Annotated in this window: 30 protein-coding genes; 16 read left to right on the top strand and 14 right to left on the bottom strand. The window is 64.9% G+C overall.

Annotation, left to right across the window (positions count from 1 at the left end; translation table 11 throughout):
- Positions 1–120: 120 nt before the first annotated feature.
- The 9 genes from ACEN9P_RS03125 to ACEN9P_RS03085 all read right to left on the bottom strand — a co-directional run bounded on the left by ACEN9P_RS03125 (position 121) and on the right by ACEN9P_RS03085 (position 7,901).
- On the bottom strand, positions 121–399 hold the full coding sequence (locus ACEN9P_RS03125; protein ID WP_495621054.1) for a hypothetical protein: 279 nt from the start codon (positions 397–399) through the stop codon (positions 121–123).
- Positions 400–414: 15 nt separating this feature from the next.
- Positions 415–1,581 carry an MFS transporter gene (locus ACEN9P_RS03120; RefSeq protein WP_477661810.1) on the bottom strand — a complete coding sequence of 389 codons (1,167 nt, stop codon included), beginning with the start codon at positions 1,579–1,581 and terminating at the stop codon, positions 415–417.
- A 245-nt stretch (positions 1,582–1,826) separates the two neighbouring features.
- Positions 1,827–2,597 carry an amino acid ABC transporter ATP-binding protein gene (locus tag ACEN9P_RS03115; RefSeq protein ID WP_495621053.1) on the bottom strand — a complete coding sequence of 257 codons (771 nt, stop codon included), beginning with the start codon at positions 2,595–2,597 and terminating at the stop codon, positions 1,827–1,829.
- Entirely contained in the window at positions 2,587–3,267 is a 681-nt protein-coding gene (locus tag ACEN9P_RS03110; protein WP_477661808.1) for an amino acid ABC transporter permease, read from the bottom strand. Before ACEN9P_RS03110 ends, ACEN9P_RS03115 begins: the two co-directional genes overlap by 11 nt.
- Before the next feature lie 21 nt (positions 3,268–3,288).
- Positions 3,289–3,951 (bottom strand): amino acid ABC transporter permease, encoded by a 663-nt coding sequence (locus ACEN9P_RS03105; RefSeq protein WP_477661807.1) that lies wholly within the window; start codon positions 3,949–3,951, stop codon positions 3,289–3,291.
- Positions 3,952–4,089: 138 nt separating this feature from the next.
- Positions 4,090–4,881: a transporter substrate-binding domain-containing protein gene (locus tag ACEN9P_RS03100; RefSeq protein ID WP_477661806.1), complete on the bottom strand. Its 792-nt coding sequence runs from the start codon at positions 4,879–4,881 to the stop codon at positions 4,090–4,092.
- Complete coding sequence (locus tag ACEN9P_RS03095; protein ID WP_477661805.1) at positions 4,878–5,657, bottom strand: GntR family transcriptional regulator; 780 nt, start codon at positions 5,655–5,657, stop codon at positions 4,878–4,880. Before ACEN9P_RS03095 ends, ACEN9P_RS03100 begins: the two co-directional genes overlap by 4 nt.
- A 99-nt stretch (positions 5,658–5,756) precedes the next feature.
- On the bottom strand, positions 5,757–6,548 hold the full coding sequence (locus ACEN9P_RS03090; RefSeq protein WP_074577399.1) for a transporter substrate-binding domain-containing protein: 792 nt from the start codon (positions 6,546–6,548) through the stop codon (positions 5,757–5,759).
- A 372-nt stretch (positions 6,549–6,920) separates the two neighbouring features.
- Entirely contained in the window at positions 6,921–7,901 is a 981-nt protein-coding gene (locus tag ACEN9P_RS03085) for a Bug family tripartite tricarboxylate transporter substrate binding protein (protein ID WP_477661804.1), read from the bottom strand.
- Positions 7,902–8,081: 180 nt separating this feature from the next.
- Here ACEN9P_RS03085 and ACEN9P_RS03080 point away from each other — a divergent pair, with 180 nt between their 5' ends.
- Genes ACEN9P_RS03080 through ACEN9P_RS03070 form a run of 3 tightly spaced genes read left to right on the top strand, consistent with a single transcriptional unit; the run spans position 8,082 to position 11,928 of the window.
- The gene (locus ACEN9P_RS03080; RefSeq protein WP_495621052.1) at positions 8,082–9,848 is read left to right on the top strand and encodes a long-chain fatty acid--CoA ligase; all 1,767 of its coding nucleotides are present in this window, start codon (positions 8,082–8,084) and stop codon (positions 9,846–9,848) included.
- 39 nt (positions 9,849–9,887) lie between these two features.
- On the top strand, positions 9,888–11,000 hold the full coding sequence (locus tag ACEN9P_RS03075) for a mandelate racemase/muconate lactonizing enzyme family protein (RefSeq protein ID WP_495621051.1): 1,113 nt from the start codon (positions 9,888–9,890) through the stop codon (positions 10,998–11,000).
- A 28-nt stretch (positions 11,001–11,028) separates the two neighbouring features.
- Entirely contained in the window at positions 11,029–11,928 is a 900-nt protein-coding gene (locus ACEN9P_RS03070; protein ID WP_495621050.1) for an ion transporter, read from the top strand.
- A gap of 12 nt (positions 11,929–11,940) precedes the next feature.
- On the opposite strand, the gene ACEN9P_RS03065 is transcribed toward ACEN9P_RS03070, so the two are convergent.
- Positions 11,941–12,498: a YaeQ family protein gene (locus ACEN9P_RS03065; protein WP_477661800.1), complete on the bottom strand. Its 558-nt coding sequence runs from the start codon at positions 12,496–12,498 to the stop codon at positions 11,941–11,943.
- Between the two features lie 124 nt (positions 12,499–12,622).
- Here ACEN9P_RS03065 and ACEN9P_RS03060 point away from each other — a divergent pair, with 124 nt between their 5' ends.
- The gene (locus tag ACEN9P_RS03060) at positions 12,623–13,621 is read left to right on the top strand and encodes an LLM class flavin-dependent oxidoreductase (RefSeq protein ID WP_495621049.1); all 999 of its coding nucleotides are present in this window, start codon (positions 12,623–12,625) and stop codon (positions 13,619–13,621) included.
- Between the two features lie 47 nt (positions 13,622–13,668).
- Positions 13,669–14,712 (top strand): methionine synthase, encoded by a 1,044-nt coding sequence (locus ACEN9P_RS03055; protein WP_477661798.1) that lies wholly within the window; start codon positions 13,669–13,671, stop codon positions 14,710–14,712.
- 3 nt (positions 14,713–14,715) lie between these two features.
- On the opposite strand, the gene ACEN9P_RS03050 is transcribed toward ACEN9P_RS03055, so the two are convergent.
- Positions 14,716–15,363: a TetR/AcrR family transcriptional regulator gene (locus ACEN9P_RS03050; protein WP_495621048.1), complete on the bottom strand. Its 648-nt coding sequence runs from the start codon at positions 15,361–15,363 to the stop codon at positions 14,716–14,718.
- A gap of 37 nt (positions 15,364–15,400) precedes the next feature.
- On the opposite strand from ACEN9P_RS03050, the gene ACEN9P_RS03045 reads away from it, so the two are divergent.
- The 10 genes from ACEN9P_RS03045 (at position 15,401) to ppk2 (ending at position 22,851) form a co-directional block, all read left to right on the top strand.
- Entirely contained in the window at positions 15,401–16,504 is a 1,104-nt protein-coding gene (locus tag ACEN9P_RS03045) for a DUF2855 family protein (protein WP_477661796.1), read from the top strand.
- A gap of 28 nt (positions 16,505–16,532) precedes the next feature.
- Entirely contained in the window at positions 16,533–17,087 is a 555-nt protein-coding gene (locus tag ACEN9P_RS03040) for a cupin domain-containing protein (RefSeq protein ID WP_074577379.1), read from the top strand.
- A gap of 181 nt (positions 17,088–17,268) precedes the next feature.
- On the top strand, positions 17,269–17,916 hold the full coding sequence (locus ACEN9P_RS03035; protein WP_477661794.1) for a glycine zipper 2TM domain-containing protein: 648 nt from the start codon (positions 17,269–17,271) through the stop codon (positions 17,914–17,916).
- Between the two features lie 230 nt (positions 17,917–18,146).
- Positions 18,147–18,575 (top strand): hypothetical protein, encoded by a 429-nt coding sequence (locus tag ACEN9P_RS03030; RefSeq protein WP_495621047.1) that lies wholly within the window; start codon positions 18,147–18,149, stop codon positions 18,573–18,575.
- Positions 18,576–18,737: 162 nt separating this feature from the next.
- Positions 18,738–19,019 carry a DUF427 domain-containing protein gene (locus ACEN9P_RS03025; protein ID WP_477661792.1) on the top strand — a complete coding sequence of 94 codons (282 nt, stop codon included), beginning with the start codon at positions 18,738–18,740 and terminating at the stop codon, positions 19,017–19,019.
- Positions 19,020–19,177: 158 nt separating this feature from the next.
- A complete protein-coding gene (locus ACEN9P_RS03020; protein WP_477661791.1) occupies positions 19,178–19,894 on the top strand; it encodes a class II aldolase/adducin family protein in 717 nt (238 codons plus the stop codon).
- A 44-nt stretch (positions 19,895–19,938) separates the two neighbouring features.
- Entirely contained in the window at positions 19,939–20,913 is a 975-nt protein-coding gene (locus ACEN9P_RS03015) for a Bug family tripartite tricarboxylate transporter substrate binding protein (RefSeq protein ID WP_495621046.1), read from the top strand.
- A gap of 160 nt (positions 20,914–21,073) precedes the next feature.
- On the top strand, positions 21,074–21,511 hold the full coding sequence (locus tag ACEN9P_RS03010) for a universal stress protein (RefSeq protein WP_477661789.1): 438 nt from the start codon (positions 21,074–21,076) through the stop codon (positions 21,509–21,511).
- A 62-nt stretch (positions 21,512–21,573) separates the two neighbouring features.
- Positions 21,574–21,813, top strand: a complete 240-nt coding sequence (locus ACEN9P_RS03005; protein WP_074577371.1) for an HP1242/YdcH family protein — start codon at positions 21,574–21,576, stop codon at positions 21,811–21,813.
- Positions 21,814–21,948: 135 nt separating this feature from the next.
- Positions 21,949–22,851, top strand: coding sequence for a polyphosphate kinase 2 (gene ppk2 / locus ACEN9P_RS03000; RefSeq protein ID WP_495622129.1), 903 nt, complete (start codon positions 21,949–21,951; stop codon positions 22,849–22,851).
- A 92-nt stretch (positions 22,852–22,943) separates the two neighbouring features.
- Here ppk2 and ACEN9P_RS02995 read toward each other — a convergent pair whose 3' ends face one another.
- Together ACEN9P_RS02995 and ACEN9P_RS02990 are read right to left on the bottom strand one after the other, a co-directional pair.
- Positions 22,944–23,699 carry an SDR family NAD(P)-dependent oxidoreductase gene (locus ACEN9P_RS02995; protein ID WP_495621045.1) on the bottom strand — a complete coding sequence of 252 codons (756 nt, stop codon included), beginning with the start codon at positions 23,697–23,699 and terminating at the stop codon, positions 22,944–22,946.
- Positions 23,700–23,740: 41 nt separating this feature from the next.
- Positions 23,741–24,439, bottom strand: coding sequence for an RluA family pseudouridine synthase (locus ACEN9P_RS02990; RefSeq protein ID WP_495621044.1), 699 nt, complete (start codon positions 24,437–24,439; stop codon positions 23,741–23,743).
- Positions 24,440–24,480: 41 nt separating this feature from the next.
- On the opposite strand from ACEN9P_RS02990, the gene atpE reads away from it, so the two are divergent.
- Positions 24,481–24,717, top strand: coding sequence for a F0F1 ATP synthase subunit C (atpE, locus tag ACEN9P_RS02985; RefSeq protein WP_007868318.1), 237 nt, complete (start codon positions 24,481–24,483; stop codon positions 24,715–24,717).
- A 133-nt stretch (positions 24,718–24,850) separates the two neighbouring features.
- Here the strand turns inward: atpE and ACEN9P_RS02980 are convergent, their stop codons facing one another.
- Positions 24,851–25,165 carry a VF530 family protein gene (locus tag ACEN9P_RS02980; RefSeq protein ID WP_495621043.1) on the bottom strand — a complete coding sequence of 105 codons (315 nt, stop codon included), beginning with the start codon at positions 25,163–25,165 and terminating at the stop codon, positions 24,851–24,853.
- Between the last annotated feature and the right edge of the window lie 3 nt (positions 25,166–25,168).

The following is a 25,168-nucleotide window of genomic DNA, read 5'->3' as shown; positions in this document are numbered from 1 at the left end:
GGGGGCCAAACGGCGATTGCCATGGATGTCGGCTTGCTGGCGCCACAGCCATGCGCGCTGCCCGGACGCCCCACCATCGCCATGGCCATACCGACGGCCGTTGAGGGCTTGCGGCAGGTGTCAGGCTTTCTGAAGCTGCAGCCGCGCCTTGTCCAGCCACAGTTGCAGGCTGTCCAGCAAATCCTGCTGGCTGAAGGAGCAGCTTTCCTCGGTGAACAGCGCGCTCGACTCGAGCCGGTTCAGCAGCTGCGAGAGCACCTCGTTAAATCGCTCGGGCAGGGCCGCCGCCAGGCTTTGCTGCTGTATCGCGGCTTGCGAAAAAGCCGCCACGCTGAGTGTGTCGTCGCGCAACTGCTGGAGAGCGGTTTGCAGGCTGTCGAGCTGGTCTTGTGTCGTCATGGTGTGGTGTCAAGCTTATGCGGCGGCCGAGGCCGGTATGCGCGTGGTCCTGCGGTCAAACACCAGGGTCAGCATGGCCAGCAGTCCGAAGGGAACACCCACCCAGCCCAGCTGCGCGAAGCCCACCTGGTCCAGCAACGCGCCGCTGATCACCGCGCCCAGTGCCGTGCCCACATACAGCATGGAGCCGTTGAGGCTCAGCAGCAAGGGTGCCTGTGCCGGCGAGAGGCTGGCCAGCCGGCTTTGCTGCGGCGCCATCAGGCCGAAGCCGGCGATGCCCCACAGCACCAGTACGGCCATGGTGGCCGGCACACTGCCGCGCGTGAGCGGCAGCAGGCACATCATTGCGACCAGCACGGCCAGCTGCACGCGCAGGGTGCGCAGCGCGCCGAAGCGGTCGGTAGCCCAGCCACCCATCAGCGTGCCGCCCACGCCGGCCAGGCCGAAGACGGCCAGCGTGGCCGAAAGCTGCGCCGAATTCATGGGGTTGAGTGCGTGCAGCACCGGCCCGACATAGGCAAAGACGCTGAAGATGGCGATGAAATACAGCAGGGTGCGGCCCCATACGCGCAGCACCGCGCCCTGGCGCGCGGCCGCCTGAAAGCCCGCGAAGCTGGTGCCGGCGCTGGCCATGTTGGCGGGAATCAGCCAGCTGGCCGCGACCAGCGCCGCGCCGCTGGCGGCCGCCGACAGCCACACCGGCACGCGCCAGCCGAATTCAAAACCCAGCCAGGCACCTATGGGCAGGCCCACGGCATAGCTGATGCTCATGCCCAGGAAGGTGATGGACAGCGCCCGGCCGCGCAGCGCGGGCACCACCATGCTGACGGCCAGCGCCGAGGCCGCCGCGGTGAACATCGCGCCCGCGCCCATCAGCACGCGGCCCAGCAGCAGCAGCGGCAGGTTTGGCGCGAGGGCGCACACCAGGCAACCCATGGTGAACAGCGCCAGCGCCAGCTGCACGGCGCGCTTGCGCGGCCAGCGGGCCGTGAGGATGATGAGCAGCGGCGCCAGCAAGGCGGTGGCCACCGCATAGGCCGTCATGGCCTGGCCGGCCGCCGCCACGCTGATGCCCAGCGACGCGCTCATGGGTTGCAGGATGCCGCCCAGCACAAAGGCGCCGCTGCCTATGACCAGGTTGCACAGCGCGAAGAAATACAGGATGGGAGGCATGGTGTTCATGAAGGCGGCGTCGGGTAGCGGGGACGGCGCAAGCCGCCCAGGGGCGGGCGGCGGCAGCTATCCCATCAAGAGCGGGGCAGGTTCAACTCCGCCATTGTGCGGGAAGCCGTGCGCCCCTGCAGGTCCGGGGGGCAAGCCGGCGCCAAAAAAAAGCCAGGCCCGGGCCGGCCACAGCCTATGGATGCGCAGCTTTGGTGCGTTTTGCGCAATCCCTGGACCGGCCGGGACGCGCTTGCCGCCCGCGCTTACTGGATCATGCCGAGGAACTGCTTGAGCTCGGCGGTCTGCGGATTCGAGAATACTTCGTCGGGTGGGCCGATTTCGTGCACGCGGCCCTGGTGCATAAAGACCACGCGGTCGCAGACCTTGCGGGCGAAGCTCATCTCGTGCGTGACCATCAGCAAGGTCATGCCTTCGGCGGCCAGGCTTTCCACCACCTGCAGCACCTCGCCCACCAGTTCCGGGTCCAGCGCCGAGGTGATTTCATCGCACAGCAACACCGAAGGCTGCATGGCCAGCGCGCGCGCGATCGCCACGCGCTGCTGCTGCCCGCCGGAGAGCTGGTCGGGCCAGGCATCGAATTTCTCGGCCAGGCCCACGCGCTGCAGCAGCGCGCGTGCATGCTCGGCCGCGGGCGCGCCGGCCGTCTTCTTGACCAGGGTGGGAGCCAGCATGATGTTCTTGCCGACGGTCAGGTGCGGGAACAGGTTGAAGCTCTGGAAGATCATGCCCACGCGCTGGCGCAGCTCGCGCATGACCTGCGGGTTGTCGTGCAGCAGGTGTTTGCCGTCCACGCGCAGCGTGCCGCTCTGGAATACTTCCAGGCCGTTGATGCAGCGCAGCAGCGTGCTTTTGCCCGAACCGCTTTTGCCGATGATGGCGATCACTTCGCCGGCCTTGACCTCCAGGTCTATGCCTTTGAGCACCTCGTTGGCGCCGAAGCTCTTGCGCAGCTGGTTGATCTCGACCAAAGTCCTGTCGGCCGTTGCGGGGGATGGGGTGATGTTAACGTCCATGGCGGGCTTTCCTCTCAAGCTTGCGGGCATACAGGGACACGGGGAAACACAGCGCGAAGTACATCAGCGCCACACAGCTGTAGACCACAAAGGGTTTGAAGGTGGCGTTGGTGATCATGGTGCCGGCCTTGGTCAGCTCGATAAAGCCGATCACCGAGGCCAGCGCCGTGCCCTTGATGACCTGCACCAGGAAACCCACGGTGGGCGGCACGGCGATGCGCACCGCCTGGGGCAGCACGATGTAGCGCAGCTGTTCGCCGAAATTGAGCGCCAGGCTTTGCGCGGCCTCCCACTGGCCCTTGGGGATCGCGTCGACGCAGCCGCGCCAGATCTCGGCCAGGTAGGCGCTGGTGTACAGCGTGAGCGCCACCCCGGCCGCCACCCAGGCCGGCACATTGATGCCGAAAAGCGCCAGGCCGAAGTAGGCCAGAAAAAGCTGCATCAGCAGCGGCGTGCCCTGGAACAGCAGCACATAGCCGTCCAGCGCGCGGCGCACCATGCGGGCGGCTTTTTGCGCGCCCGGCGCCGAACGCGCGGCCGACAGCCGGCCCACCAGCAGCAGCGCGCCGACCAGGCCGCCGCCTATGAAGGCGACCAGCGAGAGCACGACGGTCCAGCGCGCCGCGAGCAGCAGGTTGCGGAAGATGTCCCAGATGGAAAATTCAATCATGGTGTTGCCCGGCCTTTCCTGTTACCGACCGAAGAGAAATTTCGGGCCGGCCCAGTTCAGCAGCTTGCGCACGGCAACGGACAGCACCAGGTAAATCAACGTCGCAACGATGAAGGCCTCAAAGGCGCGGAAGTTGCGGCCCTGGATCAGGTTGGCGGCGTAAGACAGCTCCTGCGTCGAGATCTGGCCGCAAACGGCCGAGCCCAGCATCACGATGATGATCTGGCTCACCATGGCGGGCCAGACTTTCTTGAGCGCGGGCGGCAGCACCACGCGGGTGTAGATCTGCACGCGGTTGAGCGCCAGGCTTTCGGCCGCTTCGATCTGCCCGCGCGGCGTGGCTTCAACGCCGGCACGGATGATCTCGGTGGCATAGGCCGCGAGGTTGATCACCATGGCCAGCACCGAGGCCATCTCGGGCGAGAGCTTGAAGCCCAGGGCCGGCAGGCCGAAAAAGATGAAAAACAGCTGCACGATAAAAGGCGTGTTGCGTATCAGCTCGACGTAAGTGCCCACCACCCAACGCAGCCAGCTGGGGCCGCTCGCGCGCGCCCAGGCAAAGCCCATGCCCACAAACACGCCGGCCACAGACGAGATTGCCGTCAGGCCCAGCGTCCACACGACGCCGGTGGCCAACAGCGGCCACTGCGACAGCACGGCCATGAAATCAAGCTCGACACGCATCTGATTCACTTCCTGTTATTGAGGGCTGCTTGCAGGCCAGCGGCCGCAGCGGAACCGGCTTTGCCGGGCCGCAAGCGGCGCCCCCTGCAAGGGGGGAGGCGCTTACGCGAAGCGAAGCGCAACGGGGGTGTGCAACGTTTATTGCGGCAAATCGCCAGCGGGGCGGCCCAGCCACTTGAGGGCCAGTTTGTCGAGGTCGCCGTTTTTCTTGGCTTCGGCAATCACTTCATTGACCTTGGCGCGCAGCTTGTCTTCGCCCTTGGCCACGCCGATGAAGTTGGGGGAGTCTTTGAGCAGCAGCTTGTACTCGGTGTTGAGTTGCGGGTTCTTGGCCATCATGTTGCCGGCCACCGAGGCGCCCGTGGCGATCAGCTGCACCTGGCCGGCGGTGTAGGCCGAGACCGTGGTGTTGTTGTCTTCAAAGCGCTTGATGTCCGTGCCGGCCGGGGCGACCTTGGTGAGTTCCTGGTCTTCCAGGGCGGCGCGCGTCACGCTGATGGTTTTGCCGCTGAGGTCGGCGAAGGACTTCACGTTCACGCTCTTGGGGCCGAACACGGCCTGGAAGAAGGGGGTGTAGGCGGCGGTGAAGTCGATGACTTTTTCGCGCTCCGCGGTTTTACCCAGCGTGGAGATCACCAGGTCGGCCTTTTTGGTTTGCAGGTAGGCGATACGGTTGGCGCTGGTCACGGGAACCAGTTCCACCTTGACGCCGAGTTTTTGCGCGATGTAGCCGGCCATCTCGACATCCAGGCCCTGGGGCTTCAGGTCGGTGCCGACCATGCCGTAGGGCGGGAAGTCGGTCGGGATCGCGATCTTGATTTCCTTGGCCTTCATGATGTCGTCCAGCGCGGTTTGCGCATGGGCGCCGGTGGCGGCCAGCACCGCGGCTGCGGCGAGGGCGAGAGAAAAAACGCGTTTGCTGGACTTCATAGCAGGGCTCCAAGGTAGGTTGAGGAATCGTCAGAGGGTTTGGCCGCGGTGCGGCCGGTTTTGCGAACACGGGATGGCGCGGAAGACGCCGGTTTGCTGTCCTGCGCGGCCAGCGGGCTCAGCGCGCTGCGCAGTTGCGCCAGCGGATCGCCGGCGCCGGCCTGCAGCTTGAGCGCGGCCTGCACGCTGCCGATATGCGCCTGCATGAGTTTTTCGGCTTTGGCCAGGTCGCCTTTTTCGAGTGCCTGCACGATGAGCACATGCTCCTCGCAGGACTGCGCCGCGTCGTGCGAGGACTGGTACAGCATGGCGATCAGCGTGGTGCGCGCGGTGAAGTCGCGCAGGGTGTCGGCCAGCAGGTTGTTGCCCAGGCATTCGGCCAGGCAGACATGGAAGTCACCCAGCAAAAAGCTGCGCAGGCCCACGTCGTCGCCCTTGATGGCGGCTTTTTCGCGGGTCAGGTGGCTCTTGAGCTGCTTGATGGCGGCCTTGCTGACGTCGGTGGTGCAGCGGATCAGGCCCATCTCGATCACGCGGCGCGCCTCGAAGGCCTCGCGCGCTTCCTCCTGGGAGGGTTCTATGACATACCAGCCGCGCCGGCTGCTGACGGTGACGATGCCGCGCACCGCCAGCCGGGTCAGGGCTTCGCGGACGATGGTGCGGCTGCAGTCAAACAGCAGGGCCAGCTGCTGCTCACCCAGGCGCGAGCCGGGTGCGAGCTTTTGCGCCATCACGGCTTCGATGATGCGGTTGCTGATGTCGGGGGCGGTGGCCATGGTGCAAATGTAGAGGAGTTAACTCAATATTTGTATACAAGATTGGTGTGTCACATCGGGATTTTCTCGGGAGGGGGCTACCCTCCCGGCTGCATCCATTTATTGCGGCAAATCGCCCGCGGGGCGTCCCAGCCATTTAAGCGAAATCTTGTCCAGGTCGCCGTTTTTCTTGGCTTCCGCAAGGATGCCGTTGACGGTCAGGCGAAGCGTGTCCTCCCCTTTGGGCACGCCGATAAAGTTGGGGCTTTCCTTGAGCAGCAGCTTGTACTCGGTGCGCAGCTGCGGGCTCTTGCTCATGATGTTGCCGGCCACCGAAGCGCCCGTGGCGATGAGCTGCACCTGGCCGGCGGTGAAGGCGTTCACCGTCTTGAAGTTGTCGTCAAAGCGGCGGATATCAGTGCCCGAGGGGGCCAGCTTGTTGAGTTCCTCGTCCTCGACCGAGCCGCGCGTCACCCCAATGGTTTTTCCCGCCAGGTCGGTGAAGCTCTTGATATTGAGTGTTCTTGGGCCAAAGACGGCCTGGAAGAAGGGCGAATACGCGCCGGCGAAGTCAATCTGCTTTTCCCGGTCGGGGTTTTTGCCCAGGGTCGCGATCACCAGCGACGCCTTTTTCGTCTGCAGGTAGGGAATGCGGTTGGCACTGCTGACGGGAATCACATCGACCGTCACGCCCAATTTGGCGCCAATGTAGTTGGCCATGTCGACGTCGAGGCCCTGGATCTTGAAGTCCGCCCCCATGGAGCCATAAGGCGGAAAGTCGGGCGGAACCGCGATGGTGATTTTTTTGTTCTTGAGGATGGTGTCCAGGGCGCTTTGCGCATGGACGCCAAAGCTCGACAGGAGTGAAAGAACCGTCAGGCTCAGCGAAAGCAGGAATTTACTTGAGGTCATGGCACGCTCCGTAGGTTGAAAAAGTCATACCGATTTGCGCCGATGCGACCTGAATCCGGAATCTTGCGTGCAAGTCTTGTGCCAATCTTTGGCCAAAAAAACGGGAGTCCCGTTTCCGGCGCAAAAAGAGGGGCTGGCAAGGCCTGCGCGGTTTCCTGACAGGCGTATCGGCTTGAACCGTTGACCTGGCCAGCCTATACCTTCTTCTTATTTTTTGGATCCGGCATTTACCCTTTTCCGGCGTGATTTCGTTGAATTTGTCACTATTTGGTATACAAGATATGTGCACCCGTCTGGCGTGCTTATGCACCGGCATGCGGCTTTTCAGGTAACCGCCCGCACCAGAAAGGGGATTGCCCTTCCCGCGGCCCCTCAGTCCATCTTGGCACCGGAAGCCTTGACGGCCTGGGCCCAGCGCGGCATTTCAGCGGCCAGGAACTGCGTGAACTCCTCGCTGCCCATAAAGGCCGGGTCGGCGCCCTGGGCCACCATGCGGTTGCGGATGTCCGGGTTGTTCATGACCTGCTTGAAGGCGTCGCTCAGCTTGGCGGTCACGTCCCTGGGCAGGCCGGCCGGTGCGAGGAAGCCGTAAAACCCGACCACTTCAAAACCTTTGATGCCCGATTCGATGACGGTCGGGATGTCGGGCAGGGCCGGGTTGCGCTCCTTGCTGGTCACGGCCAGGGCGCGCACCTTGCCCTGCTTGTGGTAGTTGGCGGCCTGCGGAATGGATTCGCCCATGAACTGCACCTGGCCGGCCATCAGGTCGGTAAAGGCCGGCGCGCTTCCGCGGTAGGGAATATGGACCATGAACAGCCCGGTGGCGTTCTTGAACATCTCGGGTACGAGATGGCTGATGCCGCCGTTGCCGGCCGAGCCGTAGTTGACCTGGCCGGGCCTGGCCTTGGTGTAGGCGATGAATTCCTGCAGGTTGTTGACCGGCAGCTTGGGGTTGACCAGCAGGGCCAGCGGCTGCATGGCGGTGCGCGCGATCGGCGTGAAGTCTTTGAGCGTGTTGTAGGGCAGCTTGCTGTACAGCGCGGGGTTGATCACCATCACGCCGGTGTTGGCCAGCATCAGGGTGTAGCCGTCGGGCGGGGCCTTCATGACATCCTGGGCGCCCACGGTTCCGCCGGCGCCCGACTTGTAGTCGATCACGATGGGCTGGCCCAGCACCGCTTGCAGGCGCTCGGTCAGCAGGCGTGCATGCTGGTCCAGCGGGCCGCCGGCCGGAAAGCCGATGACGACGCGTATGGGCTTGTCGGGAAATGCCGCCATGGCGGTGGAGCAAGCCAGTGCGGCGACGGCCAGCAGTGTGAGCGCTTTGCGGGGCAAGGCGAGAATGCGATTCATGAAGTCTCCTGTTGTGCTTGTTTCCGCGTGTAAGCGACGCCCGGGCCGCGCGGTGCTGTTTGATCATAGTGAGCAGCGGTCGCTCAAGTGACAGTGTTTTATCGGGGGCTTCCCGGATGTGGGCGCCGCGGACTCGGGGTAGGCTGAAGCCCCCAAGTCAGCACTTGCCTGGAGCCCTTCTTGTCCCTTGAATCCGATACCGGCCAGGCCGTCCCCGCCGCGACCTCGCATACCTTGCACCACCAGGTCTGGCCCAAGCGCCTGCCGCACAGCATCACGCCACCGGCCACCTCCTTGTGGCACAACCTCGCGGTCAGCGCGCTGCGCTTTCCCGACAAACCCGCGCTGGTGTTCTTCAACCGCGTGCTCAGCTACGCCGAGGTCATGCGCCAGGCCGAGCGCCTGGCCGCCACCCTGCACAGCCTGGGTGTGCGCAGCGGCGACCGCGTGCTGCTCGACATGCAGAACTGCCCGCAGTGGGTGATCGCGCACTTTGCCATCCTGCGCGCCAACGCGGTGGTGGTGCCGGTCAATCCCATGAACCGGGCCGAGGAGCTCAAGCACTACATCACCGACCCCGATGTGAAAGTCGCCATCACGGCGGCCGACCTGGCGGCCGAACTCGCCAGGGCCAATGCGCAGCTGGCGTCCGGCGAGCGGCTTTCGCACATGGTGGTCACCCATTACAGCGACGCCTTCGACCTGGCCGGGGAAGGCGAGGGCGAGGGCGACGCCGCCATGCCGCCAGCCTGGCGCGAATGGCTGGGCACGCGCCATGCGCTGCCGGCGCTCGAAGGCGGCGGCGTGATGGCCTGGGCCGACGCAACGTCGGGTAAAGCGCTGGAGGCGGGCGAGCTGCCGCCGCACACCGCCACGCCGCAAGACCTGGCCGTGCTGCCCTATACCAGTGGCACCACCGGCCTGCCCAAGGGCTGCATGCACACCCACGCCAGCATCATGCACAACGCGGTGGCCAGCTGTTTATGGGGCGGCAGCACTTTCGAAAACGTGACGCTGTCGGTGGTGCCCATGTTCCATATCACCGGTATGGTGTCGGTGATGCACGCATCCATTTACGGTAGCGCGACGCTGGTCATCATGCCGCGCTGGGACCGCGAGCTGGCCGGGCGGCTGATCTCGCACTGGCGCGTGACGCACTGGACCAACATCCCCACCATGGTGATAGACCTGCTGGCCAGCCCCAACTTCGCTGCCTTCGACCTGAGCAGCCTCGTCTACATCGGCGGCGGCGGCGCGGCCATGCCGCAGGCCGTGGCACAGCGCCTGTGGGAGCAGTACGGCCTGCGCTTTGCCGAAGGTTACGGCCTTACGGAAACCGCCGCACCCTCGCACAGCAATCCCTATGACGCCACGAAGCAGCAATGCCTGGGCGTGCCCTTCATGAGCTGCGACGCGCGCGTGATAGACCCGCTCACGCTCAAGGAAGTGCCCCAGGGCGAGCAGGGCGAAATCATCATGAGCGGGCCGCAGGTATTCCAGGGCTACTGGAAGCGCCCGGACGCGACGGAGCAGGCTTTTATCGAACTCGACGGCAAGCGCTTTTTCCGCTCGGGTGACCTGGGCCGCATGGACGAGGAGGGCTACTTTTTCATCACCGACAGGCTCAAGCGCATGATCAACGCCTCGGGCTTCAAGGTCTGGCCGGCGGAGGTCGAGGCGCTGATGTTCAAGCACCCGGCCATCCAGGAAGCCTGCATCATCTCGACCCGTGACGCCTACCGCGGCGAAACCGTGAAAGCCGTGGTAGTGCTGCGTCCCGCCGCCAAAGGCAATACCAGCGAGGAAGACATCATCAACTGGTGCCGGGATAACATGGCGGCTTACAAATACCCGCGCGTGGTGCAGTTTGTCGACGCGCTGCCCAAGAGCGGCTCGGGCAAGGTCATGTGGCGCGCGCTGCAGGAAGCCGAGCAGCGCGGGTCCTGAGCGTGCCGGCCGCCGCGGCCCTGTTTTCTGGAGACCCGTTTGAAAATCACCTCGGTCAAGCCCTTCATCCTGCATGTGCCCGTGACGGGCTCCCAGATCGCCGACAGTACACACACCATCTCGCACTGGGGGGTGGTGGGCGCGCAGATAGACACCGACACGGGGCTGAGCGGTTACGGGTTTACCGGCACCCATGCCCATCTGCCCAGCGACCAGCTGATCACGCGTTGCATAGAAACCTGCCACGCCCCACTGCTGGTCGGAGAGGACGCGCTGGATACCAACCGCCTGTGGCTCAAGCTCGCGCGCAACCCGGCCCTGCAGTGGGTGGGGCGCGCCGGCATCACCACGCTGTCGCAGGCGGCGATCGACATCGCGCTGTGGGACCTCAAGGCGAAAGCCGCTGGCGTTCCGCTGTGGAAGCTGCTGGGCGGCCAGGTGCGCGAAAAAGTGCGGGCCTACAACACCGACATAGGCTGGCTCAGCATTCCCGACGAGCAACTGGTGGCCGGCGCGAAGCGCGCCGTCGACGAGGGTTTTACCGGCATCAAGGTCAAGATAGGCTCCAGCGTGGACCGCGACTTGAAACGCCTGGAAGCCGTGCGCCGTGCCATAGGCCCGTCCATCACGATGGCGACCGACGGCAACGGCAAATGGGATTTGCCCACCTGCCAGCGCTTTTGCCGCGCCGCCGAAGCCTTTGACCTGTACTGGATTGAAGAGCCGCTCTGGTATGACGATGTGAAAGGCCATGCCCAGCTCGCGCGCAGCACCCGCATTCCTGTCGCGCTGGGCGAGCAGCTCTATACCCACGACGCCTTCGCTGAATTTTTCCACCAGGAGGCGATTCACTGGGTGCAGCCCGATGTGACCCGCATGGGCGGCATCACGGAGGTGCTGCGCGTCTGCGACACCGCGCATTCCTTCCGGCTGCCGGTGGCGCCGCATGCGGGCGACATGAGCCAGGTGCACGTGCACCTGAACCACGCGCACCCGGCCTGCGTGGTGCTGGAATACATTCCCTGGATCAAGGATTGCTTTCTTGAACCGGCCCAGGTGGTGGACGGCCACTTCAGCCTGCCGCAGCAGCCGGGCGCCAGCACCACGCCAACGCCGGCCGCCTGGGCAAAGTTCCGCCAGGCCACGGCCTGATTGCCGGTGCCGCAACTGCAACCCATCCATGGCCAAACCCACTCCGCCCACACTGGATGACTTTGGCGGCAAGCCGCTGGCCGGCTGGCGGCTGCGGCTTTACACCATCATCTTCGAGGCCGACACCCGCGCGGGCCGGCTGTTCGACAAGGCGCTGATCGCCCTGATCCTGGTCAGCATTGCCGTGGTGATGGCCGACAGCGTGCAGTCCGTGCATGCCGCGCACGGGAAGCTGTTCTCGGTGGTCGAATGGGTCTTCACGCTGCTGTTCACCGCCGAGTACCTCGCGCGCCTGGCCTGCGTGCGCAAGCCGCTGCAGTACGCGACCAGCTTTTTCGGCATCATCGACCTGGTCGCGGTGCTGCCGACCTATTTGGCGCTGTTCTTTCCCGAGCTGCACGCCCTCATCGACGTGCGTGTGCTGCGGCTCTTGCGCGTGTTCCGCATCTTCAAGCTCGCGGCCTATGTGGCCGAATACCAGTCCCTGGGGCGGGCGCTGGCCGCCAGCGGGCGCAAGATTTTGGTGTTCCTGTCGGCCGTGGTGATGATGGTTCTGGTCATGGGCACGGTGATGTATGTGGTCGAAGGGCCGTCCAACGGCTTTACCAGCATCCCGACCTCGGTCTACTGGGCCATCAGCACCGTCACCACCGTGGGCTTCGGCGACATCACTCCCAAGACCGACCTGGGCCGGCTGATCTCGTCTTTCATGATGCTGCTGGGCTGGGGCATCCTGGCCGTGCCCACCGGCATCGTCACGGCCGAGATGGCGGCCGAGCGGCGCCTGCAACACCTGCCCTTGCCGACCACACGCAGCTGCCATGAATGCCTGGCCGAAGGCCATTTGCCGGAAGCGGATTTCTGCTTTCACTGCGGCGCCAGGCTGCCGCTTTACCAGCGCCGGGAGGCGAAGGCTGAAGCTTCCTAGCCGGCCCTGGTTTTATTCGCCGGCCGTCAGCCGCCGCGGCGTGATCTCCACCGAGCCCAGCGCCGTGCTCATCCAGACCGTGCCGTCCTGCACCGTCACCTGCAGTTGCATGCTGCGCTCGGCGAGTCTGGCCAGCGCCTGGCTCTCGGCCGCGTCGATTTGCCAGACCACCAGGTTGGCGGCACGTGTAAGTTTGCTTTCGATGTTTTTCCACCAGACCGGCGTGCTGCTGGCAAAGCTGTAGACACTGACGCGCTCAGCCCGGCCCGCGGCCTTCATCAGGCGCTTGTCGTCGGGCTGGCCCACGTCTATCCAGTGCAGGATCTGCTCGGTGTAGTCCTTGTGCCAGAGCGCGGCCTCGTCCACGTCCCAGAGGTCCTTGGCGAACTCCAGGTTGCCCTTTTTGTCGTCGGCCGGCACATTGAGCGCGAAGGCCAGCAGGCGGATCATCATGCGCTCATCGGCCTCCGACGGGTGGCGCGCAATCGTCACGCTGTGGTCGGCGTAGATATTGCGGTCCATGTCGGACAGGGCCAGCTGGGCTTTGTAAATGGTGGCTTTGAGTGCCATAGGGTGTGCTTCTTTATCTCGGGTCTGGACGGGAACTAACCCTCTATTGGAACAGAGCGCGCGAGCTTGCCGGCGAAACCCCCGGCAAGCGCGGTTTATCGCTGCTGGCTATAGTGGCCCGACCATGCAACTGTCCGTCCTCGACCAGTCCGTCGCCGTCACCGGCCGCACGGAAGACGCCTCCATCCGTGAAACCCTGACCCTGGCCCGCCATTGCGAGGCCCTGGGCTACCGTCGCTTCTGGGTCAGCGAGCACCACAGCCACCCGACCATCGTCGGCTCCGCGCCCGAAGTGCTGATGGCTGCGATCGCCGCGACCACCAGCCGCATACGCGTGGGCAGCGCCGGTGTGATGCTGCCGCACTATGCGGCGCTCAAGGTGGCCGAGCAGTTCCGCGTGCTCGAGGCCATTGCGCCGGGCCGCATAGACCTGGGCGTGGGGCGCGCGCCGGGCTCGGACATGCGCACGGCGCGGCTGCTCAGCAGCGACCCGCGCCAGTCGGCCGAGAATTTTCCGATCCAGGTGCGCGAGCTGCAGGCCTGGCTGGCCGGCGTCGACCTGCCAGAAGGCCACCCGGGCCGCGGCGTGACGGCCAATCCCATGGGCCCGAGCACGCCCGAGATGTGGATGCTGGGCAGTTCGGACTACGGCGCGCAGCTGGCGGCGCATTATGGCCTGCCTTATGCGTTCGCTTATTTCATCACCGACGGCCAGGGCGCTGACCAGGCGCTGGAACTCTACCGCGCCAATTACCGGCCCAGCCCGCGCCATCCCGCGCCGCAGGCCGTGCTCTGCGTCTGGGCGCTGGCGGCCGACACCGAGGCCGAAGCCTGGCACCATTTTTCGGGCCGGGAGCGCTGGAAGATAGACCGCAACCGCGGCGCGCTCGCGGCCCTGCCGTCGCCCGAAGAGGTGGCGCAGCGCCCCTACACGCCGGCCGAACAGCTGGAGGCCGACAAACTCAGGGCCCATGCATTTGTCGGCAGCGGCCCGCAGGTCGCCGCCAAACTGCGGGCCCTGGCTAATACACTGGAGGTTGAGGAATTGGTGGTGATCACCTGGGCCCACGACCCGGCCGCCCGCCGCCGCTCCTACGAACTGCTGGCCCGCGAGTTTTTCTAAACGCAGGCCGTGAACAAGAAATGATCGAGACAAGGAAACAAGCCCCCATGACGACACCCTCCGCAAGCCCGCTTTTCAGCGCCACCATCGCCGGCAGCCTGCCCAAACCGGCCTGGCTGTCTGAAACCAAAAAACTCTGGCCGCAATGGAAGGCCGAGGGCGAGGAGCTCAAGCAGGCCAAGGCCGACGCCACGCTGCTGTGGATCAAGGCACAGGAAGACGCGGGCCTGGACGTGATAGGCGACGGTGAGCAGTCGCGCCAGCATTTTGTGCACGGCTTTCTCGAGCAGGTCGAAGGCATTGATTTCGAGCACAAGGTCAAGATGGGCATACGCGACAACCGCTACGACGCCATGGTGCCGCAGGTGGTGGCCGCGCTCCGGCTCAAGGGCCGCGTGCATGCGGCCGAGGCCCGGCTGCTGCGCGCCCACACCGGCAAGAAGATCAAGTTCACCCTGCCCGGCCCCATGACGATTGTCGACACCGTGGCCGACCGGTTTTACGGTGACAAGGTCAAGATGGCCATGGCTTTTGCCGAGCTGCTGAACCAGGAAGCACTGGCCTTGCAGGCCGACGGCGTGGACATCATCCAGTTCGACGAGCCGGCCTTCAATGTCTATATGAAGGACGCCGCCGACTGGGGCGTGAAAGCGCTGGAAGTCGCGGCCCGGGGCCTGACCTGCACGACGGCCGTGCACATCTGCTACGGCTACGGCATCAAGGCCAACACCGACTGGAAGGCCTCGCTGGGCGAGGAATGGCGGCAGTACGAAACCGTGTTCCCGGCGCTGGCCAAAAGCAGCATCCAGCAGGTGAGCCTGGAGTGCTACCACTCCCATGTGCCGCCGCACCTGATGGCACTGCTCGAAGGCAAGGACGTGATGGTCGGCGTGATCGACGTGGCCAGCGACGAGATCGAAACACCCGAACAGGTGGCCGACACCATAGGCAAGGCGCTGCAGTATGTGCCCAAGAACCGCCTGCTGCCTTGCACCAACTGCGGCCTGGCGCCCATGGACCGCGATGTGGCGCTTAAAAAACTGCAGGCACTGGCCCAGGGTGCGGCGCTGGCGCGCGAGCGCTACAAATAAACCTTATTCAGGTTTGATGAGCGCCAGGCACAGCCGTTCCATCTCCCGCGCCCATGCGGCGCTTTCGATGTCACCAAGGCCAATCAGCAGGCTGTAGCGGCGCCCACCCCAGACCGCCAGGTGCATGGCCTGGATGGTTTCGGCCGGCGGCCGCTGCGGCAGGTCGGTGCAGGCGTCGACCACCCGCGTCCAGGCGGCCAGCAGTTCCTCGTGCACGCGCCTGTGGTGTTTGCTCTCGGCAATGCCGGCTTCCAGCGCCAGCATGCCGGCGTCGAACCAGGGCAGCTCGGGCGTCTTCACACCGCAGGCCAGGCGGACCAGCGTGCGCAATCTTTGTTCCGTGCTGAGCCCGGGCGGCGTGACCGCCTGCTGCTCTATCGCCAGCAGCAATTGCTCCATGCAGTGCCGCACATAACCCGACAGCAGTGCGGCCTTGTTGGGGAAATAGTCGTACAGCGTGCCGACGGAAATGCCGGTTTCCAGGGCCACCGCGCGCGTGCTCACGCCGTCCCAGCCGTCGCGACGCCAAATCCGAACAAAGGCGTCATAAATGGCCTGCACGGTGAATACCGCGCGCGCCTGCGTGGGGCGTTTCAGGGGCTTGGCGGCCGGCGGTTTTCCGAACCCGGGAGGAGGGCGGCGGCTATACATTGGTCATCACTCACCGATCAGGAATGAAAGAGGCACCATGAACAATCCGGCCCCGCTGACGCGGCTGCTCACGCGCAAAAATGCATTGAATCACACCCGGGTGGACCAGCAACAGCCCGCAGGCGACACCCCGGGCGAAGCCGTCCTGAAAATCCGCCGTGTGGCCGTCACCACCAACAACATCACCTATGCGGCCTTTGGCGACGCCATGCAGTACTGGGATTTTTTCCCGACCGGCGAGGCGGACTGGGGCCATATGCCGGTGTGGGGTTTTGCCGATGTGGAAAGCTCCAGCGTGCCGGGCGTGGAAGTGGGTGAGCGCTTTTACGGCTACTTTCCGCTTGCGAGCCATTTGCGTGTGCGGCCCGAGCGCGTCACTCAGCGCGGCTTTTACGACGGCACCGCCCACCGCAAGGCCCTGACCTCGGCTTACAACCAGTACATGCGCTGCAGCGCCGACGCCGCTTACCGCCCCGAGGACGAAAACTACCAGATGCTGGTGCGCCCGCTGTTCATCACCTCCTTCATGCTGGCGGATTTTTTGCAGGACAACGCCTTCTTCGGCGCGCGGCAGCTGGTGTTTTCCAGCGCATCGAGCAAGACCGCCTATGGCACGGCTTTTTGCCTGGAAGCCTTTGCGCAGGTCAAGCGGGTCGCGCTGACCTCGGCGCGCAACAGGGGTTTTGTCGAGGCGCTGGGCTGCTACGGCGAAGTGGCGAGCTACGAGGAATTGCCGAATCTGGACCGCAGCACGCCCACGCTGTATGTGGATTTTTCGGGCGACGAGGGCTTGCGCATGGCGGTGCACATGCATTTCGGCGAATCGCTGGTCTACGACTGCTATGCGGGCTCGGCGCAGAACACGCAGTTCCTGCGTCCGCTGGACATGCCGGGCCCCGAGCCGAAGTTTTACTTCGCGCCGGTGCAGATACGCAAACGCAATGCCGACTGGGGCCATGCCGTGGTCAACCAGCGCTTCAATGAAGCACAGCTGGCCTTTATCCGCCGCGTCAGCGATACGCGGGATCCCTGGATGCTGGTGCGTGAGCACCGCGGGTTTGAGGCCGCGCAAACCTTGATCGACGACATGCACGGCGGGCGCATGGACCCGCTGGAAGGACATGTGGTGGTGCTGGACTGAATGCCGGGCGCTGGTGTACGCTGGCGGCATGAGTACCGACCCCACGCTGCCGCACCACCCGCATGACCACGATCATTCCCATGGCCCCGGGCATACACATCCCCATGCCCAGGGCCAGGCCGACCCGCCGTGGAAACATGACGGCGTGCGTGTGATCGCGGGCAACCAGCTCGACAGCAACACCGCGCAGACACCGGGCATGGACAGGCGCGCCGCCATCAACTTCGCCCGCGTGGGCGCGCAAAAGCTGTGGGCCGGCACCGTCACCATCCATGCCGACGCCAAGACCGGCGCCCACCACCACGGCCACCTGGAGAGCGTGATCTACGTGATACGCGGCAAGGCCCGCATGCGCTGGGGCGAGCGCCTGGAATTCACCGCCGAGGCGGGCCCGGGCGACTTTATTTACGTACCGCCTTATGTTCCGCACCAGGAAATCAACGCCAGCCCGACCGAGGTACTGGAGTGTGTGCTGTGCCGCAGCGACGGCGAGGCGGTGGCCGTCAACCTGGAGATCGAGCCGGTCGAGAAACCCGACACCGTGCTCTGGGTGGACCCGACCCACCCCCACGGAGGCGTCTAAAAAGGCGTGTAAAGCGCGGGTCAAGGCTTTGTGAGGGCGGCATAAAGGCGGTTGAATGTGCGCATAAACGCACACTTTCAGCGGGATGCGGAAAGCTTTCCTTACGAATGTCACTTCGTCCTACAGGATGTATCCAAGGGCGTGGTTACAACTGGGACTCCCCCTACAAAGGAGTTCCACCATGGATACCCAAAACCAAGTTGTTTCCGCTTCCCAACCGGGCTTTGCCCAGCGCCTGCAGCACAGCAAGGCCCTCGTCGCCCTCGTCGCCGTGCTAGGCGTGACCGTCATGGCGCTGGCCGCCGCACTGGTCGTCAACCGCTCCGACGCGCAGCCCGGCGTATCGGCTTACGCCCCCGCCAATGAACCCGCGACAGCCGCCAAGCTCGCGGCGGACACGTCCAAACCACATACCACCAAGCCGCACACCACGCCTACCGTGGTGGCCCAGGCTTCGCCGCGCGCCAATGCCTGCGCCACCTGCGGCACGGTGGAAGCCGTGACCCCGGTGCAGCGCCAGGGCAAGGTCAATGGCGTTGACGTCGGCAACACCACCATAGGCCTGGGCACCGTCGCCGGCGGCGTGGTCGGCGGCCTGCTGGGCAACCAGGTGGGCGGCGGCAACGGCAAGACGGCCATGACCGTGCTGGGCGTGGCCGGCGGCGCTTTTGCCGGCAACCAGATCGAAAAGAACATGAAGAAGGTCACCGTGTACGAAGTGCGCGTGCGCATGGATGACGGCTCGGTGCGCAATATGGAGCTGTCCAGCGCGGTGGCCGTGGGCGCCAAGGTAATTGTTGAAGGCAAGAACCTTCGCCTCGCCGCCTAAAAGCCCCCACGGTCGCTCACTGCGTGTAGCTCCCGAGGCCTTGCAGGCCGCGGCTCGCGAGACGCTTCGCCTCTGTCGCCTGTCCAAAGCTGCTCAAGCAGCTTTGGAGCCGCAGGCTCCAGCCCCTCGGGGCCGCCCGCCTGCGGTCTGGCAAAGCCAGTCCCGCGGCTCATGCTGGATTGAGCGTGGCGTCGTTCACGACCTGTCCATCACAAGAAAGAAGACACCCCATGAAAACACTCAAACCGCTCCTGATGGCCGGTTTTGCCCTGGCTGCGGCCTTGTCGGCCGGCACGGCCATGGCCACCGGCCCCTACGCGACCGCCACGGTCGAAGGCGCGTTGTCGCCCGGCGTTTACGGCCGCATTGAAATTGGCAACGCGCCGCCGCCGCCCGTGATTTACACGCAGCCCGTCATCATCCAGCGCCCGGCGGTGGTGGTGCAGCAGCCGCCCCTGTACCTGCATGTGCCTCCCGGCCATGCGAAGAAGTGGTCCAAGCACTGCGCGAAGTACAACGCCTGCGGCCAGCCGGTGTATTTTGTGAGAGTCCAGGGCGATGAGGACTATGAACGCGGCAAGCACAAGAAGCACAAGCACAAGGGCGGGGACGGCGATGACCAGGGCCGTGGCGGGAAGCACGGCCATGGCCACGACTGAGGGCCGGACCTTTCCCGGCCTCCGCTAAAAAAGCCGGTGCCTGCCACCGGCTTTTTTCTGCGCGCCGGGCGGGCATAAACCCCGGGGTTCGCGGGCCCGCCGCGGGGAGCGTAGCATTGGGGCCCTGTTGACCCCGACCCGCATCCGCAGAAAGACATTCCCATGAAAGCCATCTGGAACGGCGCAGTGATTGCGCAAAGCGACGACACCGTGGTGGTGGAAGGCAACCACTACTTCCCCGAGAGCTCGCTCAACCGCGACTACATCACCTTCAGCAACCACCACACCATGTGCTCCTGGAAAGGGCAGGCCAGCTATTACTCGCTGCTGGTCAACGGCGAGATGAACACCGACGCCGCCTGGTATTACCCCGATCCCAAACCCGAGGCCGACAACATCAAGGGCCACGTCGCCTTCTGGAAGGGCGTCAAGATCGAGCCTTGAGAACCTGTTCTTAGGCGCAGCCACAGCCGGGATGCCGGCGATTCATGGAGGAGACCGGGTTTACCCTTTGTTCTCCGCCATTTGCCTGGAACGTTCTGAATGTAATATGTATGCTTATTAAAAGCGACCTCCCCGGCCGCTGCTGATAAGGAGACTCCATGACGCTTTCCGCTCCCGATCCCACGCTCGTCGAAAAACTTGTGGTTGCCAACCGCATCCTCTACGGCCAGGGCGTGGTGGACGGTTTCGGCCATGTGAGCGTGCGCCACGACAAGTCGCCGGAGCACTTCCTGCTGTCATGCAACCGCGCGCCCGGCCTGGTCAAAAAAGCCGACATCCTGGTGTATGACCTCAACGGCGACCTGGTGGTCCCGTCCACGCTGCGCTCCTACCTCGAGCGTTTCATCCACGGCGAGATCTACCGCGCGCGGCCCGACGTCATGGCGGTGGTGCACAGCCATTCGCCCAGCGTGATTCCCTTCGGCGTGACCGGCCAGCGCCTGCGCCCCATCTTCCACATGAGCGGTTTCCTGGGCAGCGGTTCCTCCTTGTATGAAATCCGCGAGTCCAACGGCAACACCGACCTGCTGATCCGCGACATGGGCCTGGGCAAGGACCTGGCCAAGGCGCTGGGCCAGCATAGCTGCGTGCTGATGCGCGGCCACGGCTCCACTGTGGTGGCGCCTTCGCTGGAACGCGCGGTTTACCGCGCCGTCTATGCCGAGGAAAACGCCAAGCTGCAGCTCAGCGCCAGCGCGCTGGGCCCGATTGAATTCCTGACGCCCGAAGAAGCCGACAAGGCCATGAACACCAACGAGGGCCAGGTCATGCGGCCCTGGGAGCTGTGGAGCCGGGCCGTCGGGGCCGTTGAGTAATCCCTTCATCACCGCAACACCACCCGTCAACGAAAAGGCACACCATGAACTTCCCCCGACTGCTGGCGCTGGCCGCCCTGATGTCCCTGAGCTGCCTGGGCGCCGGCCAGGCCCTGGCACAGGACTACCCGTCGCGCGCCGTGCGCGTCATCGTGCCCTACGGCACGGGCGGCGGCTCCGACATCCTGGCGCGGCAGATAGGCGCACGCCTGCAGGCCATGTGGGGGCAGGGCGTCGCGGTGGACAACCGCGCGGGCGCCTCCGGCAACATAGGCACCGAGGCCGTGGTGCATGCGCCGCCGGACGGCTACACGCTGCTGCTGCAGAACAGCACCATGGTGGTCAACCCGGCCGTCAACGGCAAGCTCAACTACGACCCCGAAAAAGACCTGACGCCCATCATGCTGCTGGGCCTCACGCCGATCGCGCTGGTCTCGCACCAGAGCACCAACATCACCAACCTCAAGGAACTGGTCGCCTATTCCAAGGCCAACCCGACGGGGCTGAGCTACGGCTCCTGCGGTGTCGGAACGCCCCAGCATTTTGTGATGGAGCTGGTCAAGCAGAAGTCCGGTGTCGCCGCCACCAATGTGGGTTACAAGGGCTGCGCCCCGGCCCTGACCGACGTGGTGGGCGGCCAGGTGCAACTGGCCATCCTGAGCGCCAACCTCGCCGCGCCGCACCTCAAGACCGGCAAGCTCAATGCCATCGGCGTGTCGACCGCCACACGCTACCAGCTGATGCCGCAGGTGCCGACGTTTGAAGAGCAGGGCCTCAAGCCGCTGGATTTTTCCATCTGGTACGCGCTCATGGGCCCGGCCAAGATGAAGCCCGAAGTGGTCGCCAGGATTTACGCCGACGTGCAGAAGGTGCTGGCCGAACCCGCCGTGAAAGAAAACCTCTCGGGCGCCGGTGTCGAGCCGCTCTCGGGCAACGGCGCGGCATTGTCCAGGCTGATCAAAGCCGACCTCGCGCGTTACGCGCAACTGGCCAAGTCGGCCAACATCAAGGCCGAGTAAGCCGGGGCCGCCGGTTTTCGGCGCCTTGTCTGACGGCATCCGCGGGTGCCCTGATCTATAAATGATGCAAGGCTGGCCTTTCAAGGGGCCGGCCGGACCGGCATTGACCCGCCAGGGGCGGGTGCCTGAGAATCTGTCCAGGGTTTTCAAGGAGCGCATCATGTACAAGCACATTCTGGTTCCGGTGGATGGCTCGGCCACCTCGCAAAAAGCCATAGGCAACGCGCTGGCGATCGCGCAGGCCTTCAAGGCCGAGGTGACCATCATCTATGTCATAGACCCCTATGCCTTCACCGGGGTGGGCACCGACTTCGCCTACGGCCAGGCCGAATACCTGGGCGCGGCCACGGCCGAGGCCAACGAGGCCATCAAGGCCGCCAAGCAGGCTTTCGCGGGCGTGGGCATCGCCGCCACCGGCTCGGTCGTCGAAGGCCATGCGATCTACCGCGGCATCCTGGACACCGCCGAGTCGGTCAACGCCGACCTCATCGTCATGGGCTCGCACGGCCGGCGCGGCCTTGAAAAGCTGGTGCTGGGCAGCGTCACGGCCCAGGTGCTGTCGCATGCCCACTTGCCGGTGCTGGTGGTTAGGGACTAAGCTGTTCGTTCCCTCCCCGCGAGAATCCCGCGGCAATCACCGGCCAAACAAGGAGCTTTCCCATGGACTTGCTGAATCACGACCTGGCGCACGAGTTTCCGGAATACCTGCAGAAAATGCGCAGCCTCAAGGTGTCCGACCCGCACTTTGCCAGCCTCTTCACCCAGTACGACACCGACAACCACGCCATCGCCCGCTATGAGCAGGGCGTGGGCGCCATCACCGACGAGGCGCTGGAAGACCTCAAGAAAAGGCGGCTCAAGGTCAAGGACGAGATTTACCAGATCCTCAAGAAGTCCTGAGACTGGCCCTTCGCGGGCTCCGCGCAAAGCCCTCAGGGCTTTTCATCAAACTGCCACGGAAGCCCGCTACGCTGGCGTGTTGCCGGTTTTCGGTTTTTGCGGGAGAGACCCTTGAATTCAAGCGACGAAGAGTTGATGCGGCGTATCCGCAATGACCTGCTCGACAGCCTCGACGAAGAGCTGGAGATGGAGATCGAAGACCGCACGGTGGACGAGCTGGCGGGCGAGGACCGCGGCCGCAGCACCAAGGACGCGGCCAGGGACAAGGAATACCGCCGCCAGTATTTCCGCGAGCTGTTTCGCCTGCAGGCCGAGCTGGTGAAACTGCAGGACTGGGTGGTCGCCACCGGCCACAAGGTCGTGATTTTGTTTGAAGGCCGCGATGCGGCCGGCAAGGGCGGCGTCATCAAACGCATCACCCAGCGGCTCAACCCGCGCGTGTGCCGCGTGGCGGCGCTGCCGGCCCCCAATGACCGCGAACGCACGCAGTGGTACTTCCAGCGTTATGTTTCGCACCTGCCGGCGGCCGGCGAGATCGTGCTGTTCGACCGCAGCTGGTACAACCGCGCCGGCGTGGAGCGCGTCATGGGCTTTTGCACCGATGAGCAGTACGAGGAATTTTTCCGCACCGTGCCCGAATTTGAAAAAATGCTGGGGCGATCGGGCATACAGCTGATCAAGTACTGGTTCTCCATCTCCGACGAAGAGCAGCACCTGCGCTTCCTGGGCCGCATCCACGACCCGCTCAAGCAGTGGAAGCTCAGCCCCATGGACCTCGAGTCGCGCCGGCGCTGGGAGGAATACACCAAGGCCAAGGAAATCATGCTGGAGCGCACCCACATTCCCGAAGCCCCCTGGTGGGTGGTGCAGGCCGTCGACAAGAAAAAGGCGCGCCTGAACTGCATACACCACCTGCTGCAGCAGATGCCCTACCAGGAAACCGAACACCCGGCCATCGTGCTGCCGGAGCGGGTGCGGCACGAGGACTATGTGCGCAACCCCGTTCCACAGGACATCGTTGTTCCGGAAGTTTACTAACACCCCCGTCCAGGCTCACTGCGTGTAGCCTGTTCCCCCGGGGCGGCGCCTGGGGCCGGCGAAGCCGGACCCGCGGCCCCTGCTGGTGGTTCTTAGTCCCTGACGTCTGCGACCGGGTTTGCGCCGAAGTCTGGGCGTGCCAGGAAGGCAATGATGCGCGCTGCGGCATCATCCGGCGAGGTCAGCGATCCACCGGTCTTCAGGCCCACAAACGAAGCCCGGTCGGGAAAAGCCTCGGCCGGCGCGGCGCGCAACTGCTCCTGCATGCCGGTGTCTATCACCCCCGGCGCCAGCGAGCAGACTTTCGCGCCCAGCGGCTTCAGGGCTTCATCCATGGCGAGGCTGCGCGTGAAGTGGTCCATACCGGCCTTGGCGGCGCAATAGGCGGCCTGCGAGGCCATGGCGCGTCGCCCCAGCCCCGACGAAATATTCAGTACCTTGCGCGGCGCTTTCCAGTCTTCGGTGGCACGCAGGAAGGCGGCCGTGATTTGCATGGGCGCTTCCAGCCCGACACGCAGCGCGCGCGCCAGGTCGTCGGCGCCTATGGCGCTCAGCGGGGCGATCTGCGGAATCACGCCCGCGTTGTTGATCAGCGTGGCACTGGCCCAGGTTTGCTCGGCTTGCGAATCCTTGAGCCAGCTTTCGAGCTTGCCGGCCAGGGAGCCGCTGTCGGCCAGGTCATGCTCCCATTGCAGCGCCGTGGCGCCCACATGCCTGGCATGCGCGCCCAGCTCGGGCACCGACGTGCGGGAGATGCAAAGCACTGTGTGGCCGGCGGAGAGCAACTGGCGCGCCATGGACAGGCCCATGCCGCGCGACGCGCCTGTGAGGAGGGTGAGATGTTTCATGGCCCCATGTTAGCGCCGGCCAGCCTGGGCTGCCGGCACCGCTAAAAGCCGGGAGCGCTTTCAAACGACAAGGGGAGGCCGCTGGCCGGATGCGTGAAGCGCAAGGCTGCGGCATGCAGCAGCAAGCGCGGCGCCTTGGTCTGCACTTCGGCGGGGGCGTACAGGGCGTCACCCAGGATGGGATGGCCCAGGGCTTTCAGGTGCACGCGCAGCTGGTGCGAGCGGCCGGTGACCGGTTCAAGTTCCACGCGCGTGGTGTTCGCCGCCGCGTCAAATCCCAGCACGCGCCAGCGCGTCCGGCTGGGCTTGCCGTTTTCGGCGTCAATGATGCGCAGCGGGCGGTTCGGCCAGTCCACGATGATGGGCAGGTCTATCAGGCCCCAGCCGCCGTCACCGCCTGGCGAGGGTAGGCGGCCTTCCACCACGGCCACATAACGCTTGCCGACCTCGCGGCTTTCAAAGGCCTGGCTCAGCGCGCGCTGCATCGCCGCGCCGCGCGCCATCAGCATCAGGCCCGAGGTGGCCTGGTCCAGCCTGTGCACGACCAGCGCATCGGGGTAAAGCGCCTGCGCGCGCGCGCTCAGGCAGTCCTGCTTGCCTTCGCCGCGCCCCGGCACGGCGAGCAGGCCCGTGGGCTTGTCCAGCACCAGCAGGTGGTCGTCGGCATGCAGCAGGACCAAGCCGGCGGCGGCTGCGCCATTACCTGCGAGGTCATTGTTTGGCGGCGTGCCGGCCTTCATGATTCAGCCATCAACAAAGTTTTTAACCAAGGAGAGAAAGCATGACTGACGCAGGTGCCATTGCCATTGCATGTGGATTGATCATAGGCCTGGGTGCCATAGGTGCTTGCCTGGGCATAGGCGCGATGGGTGGGCGCTTCCTGGAAGGCGCCGTGCGCCAGCCCGAGATGATGGAGCCGCTGCAGGTCAAGATGTTTTTGCTGGCCGGCCTGATAGACGCCAACTTCCTGATTGGCGTGGGTATTGCCATGATGCTGCTCTTCGCCAACCCGCTTTGAGCTACTCATAAAGCCCTCCTGGCGTTGTTGCGTCGCCTTGCCGTGCCGGTGCGCTGTCTGCGGCGACGCGCCTAGCCAGGACCGCTTCGCTGGGTTTTCTGAGTAGCTCTTTGAGCAGCTCTGTGAAGCGGGGTCAGCCCTTGGGCTTGGGTGGCGGAAAGTTATGAACCGTGGGGCCGCTGCGTTTGGCTTCCCGCAGCATGAAGAGGTAAAGGCTTTCGACCTTCTCGCGCGCCCAGGGCGTCTTGCGCAGGAATTTGAGGCTGGAAGCCACGCTGGGATCGCTGGTGAAGCAGCGTATGTTGATGCGCCGCCCAAGCTCTTCCCAGCCGTAGTGGCCTGAAAGCGCGGTGACCATGGCCTCCAGCGTCACGCCATGCAGCGGATTGCCCGGCTGCACGGGTGCTACCGGGGCATTCGCAGGCAGGTCGCCGGTGCCGGCTGCCACGGC

Source organism: Polaromonas sp. Polasp52 (genome assembly GCF_059491565.1).
Note: the sequence above shows the minus strand (reverse complement) of the source record. Positions and strands in the feature narration are given on the sequence as shown.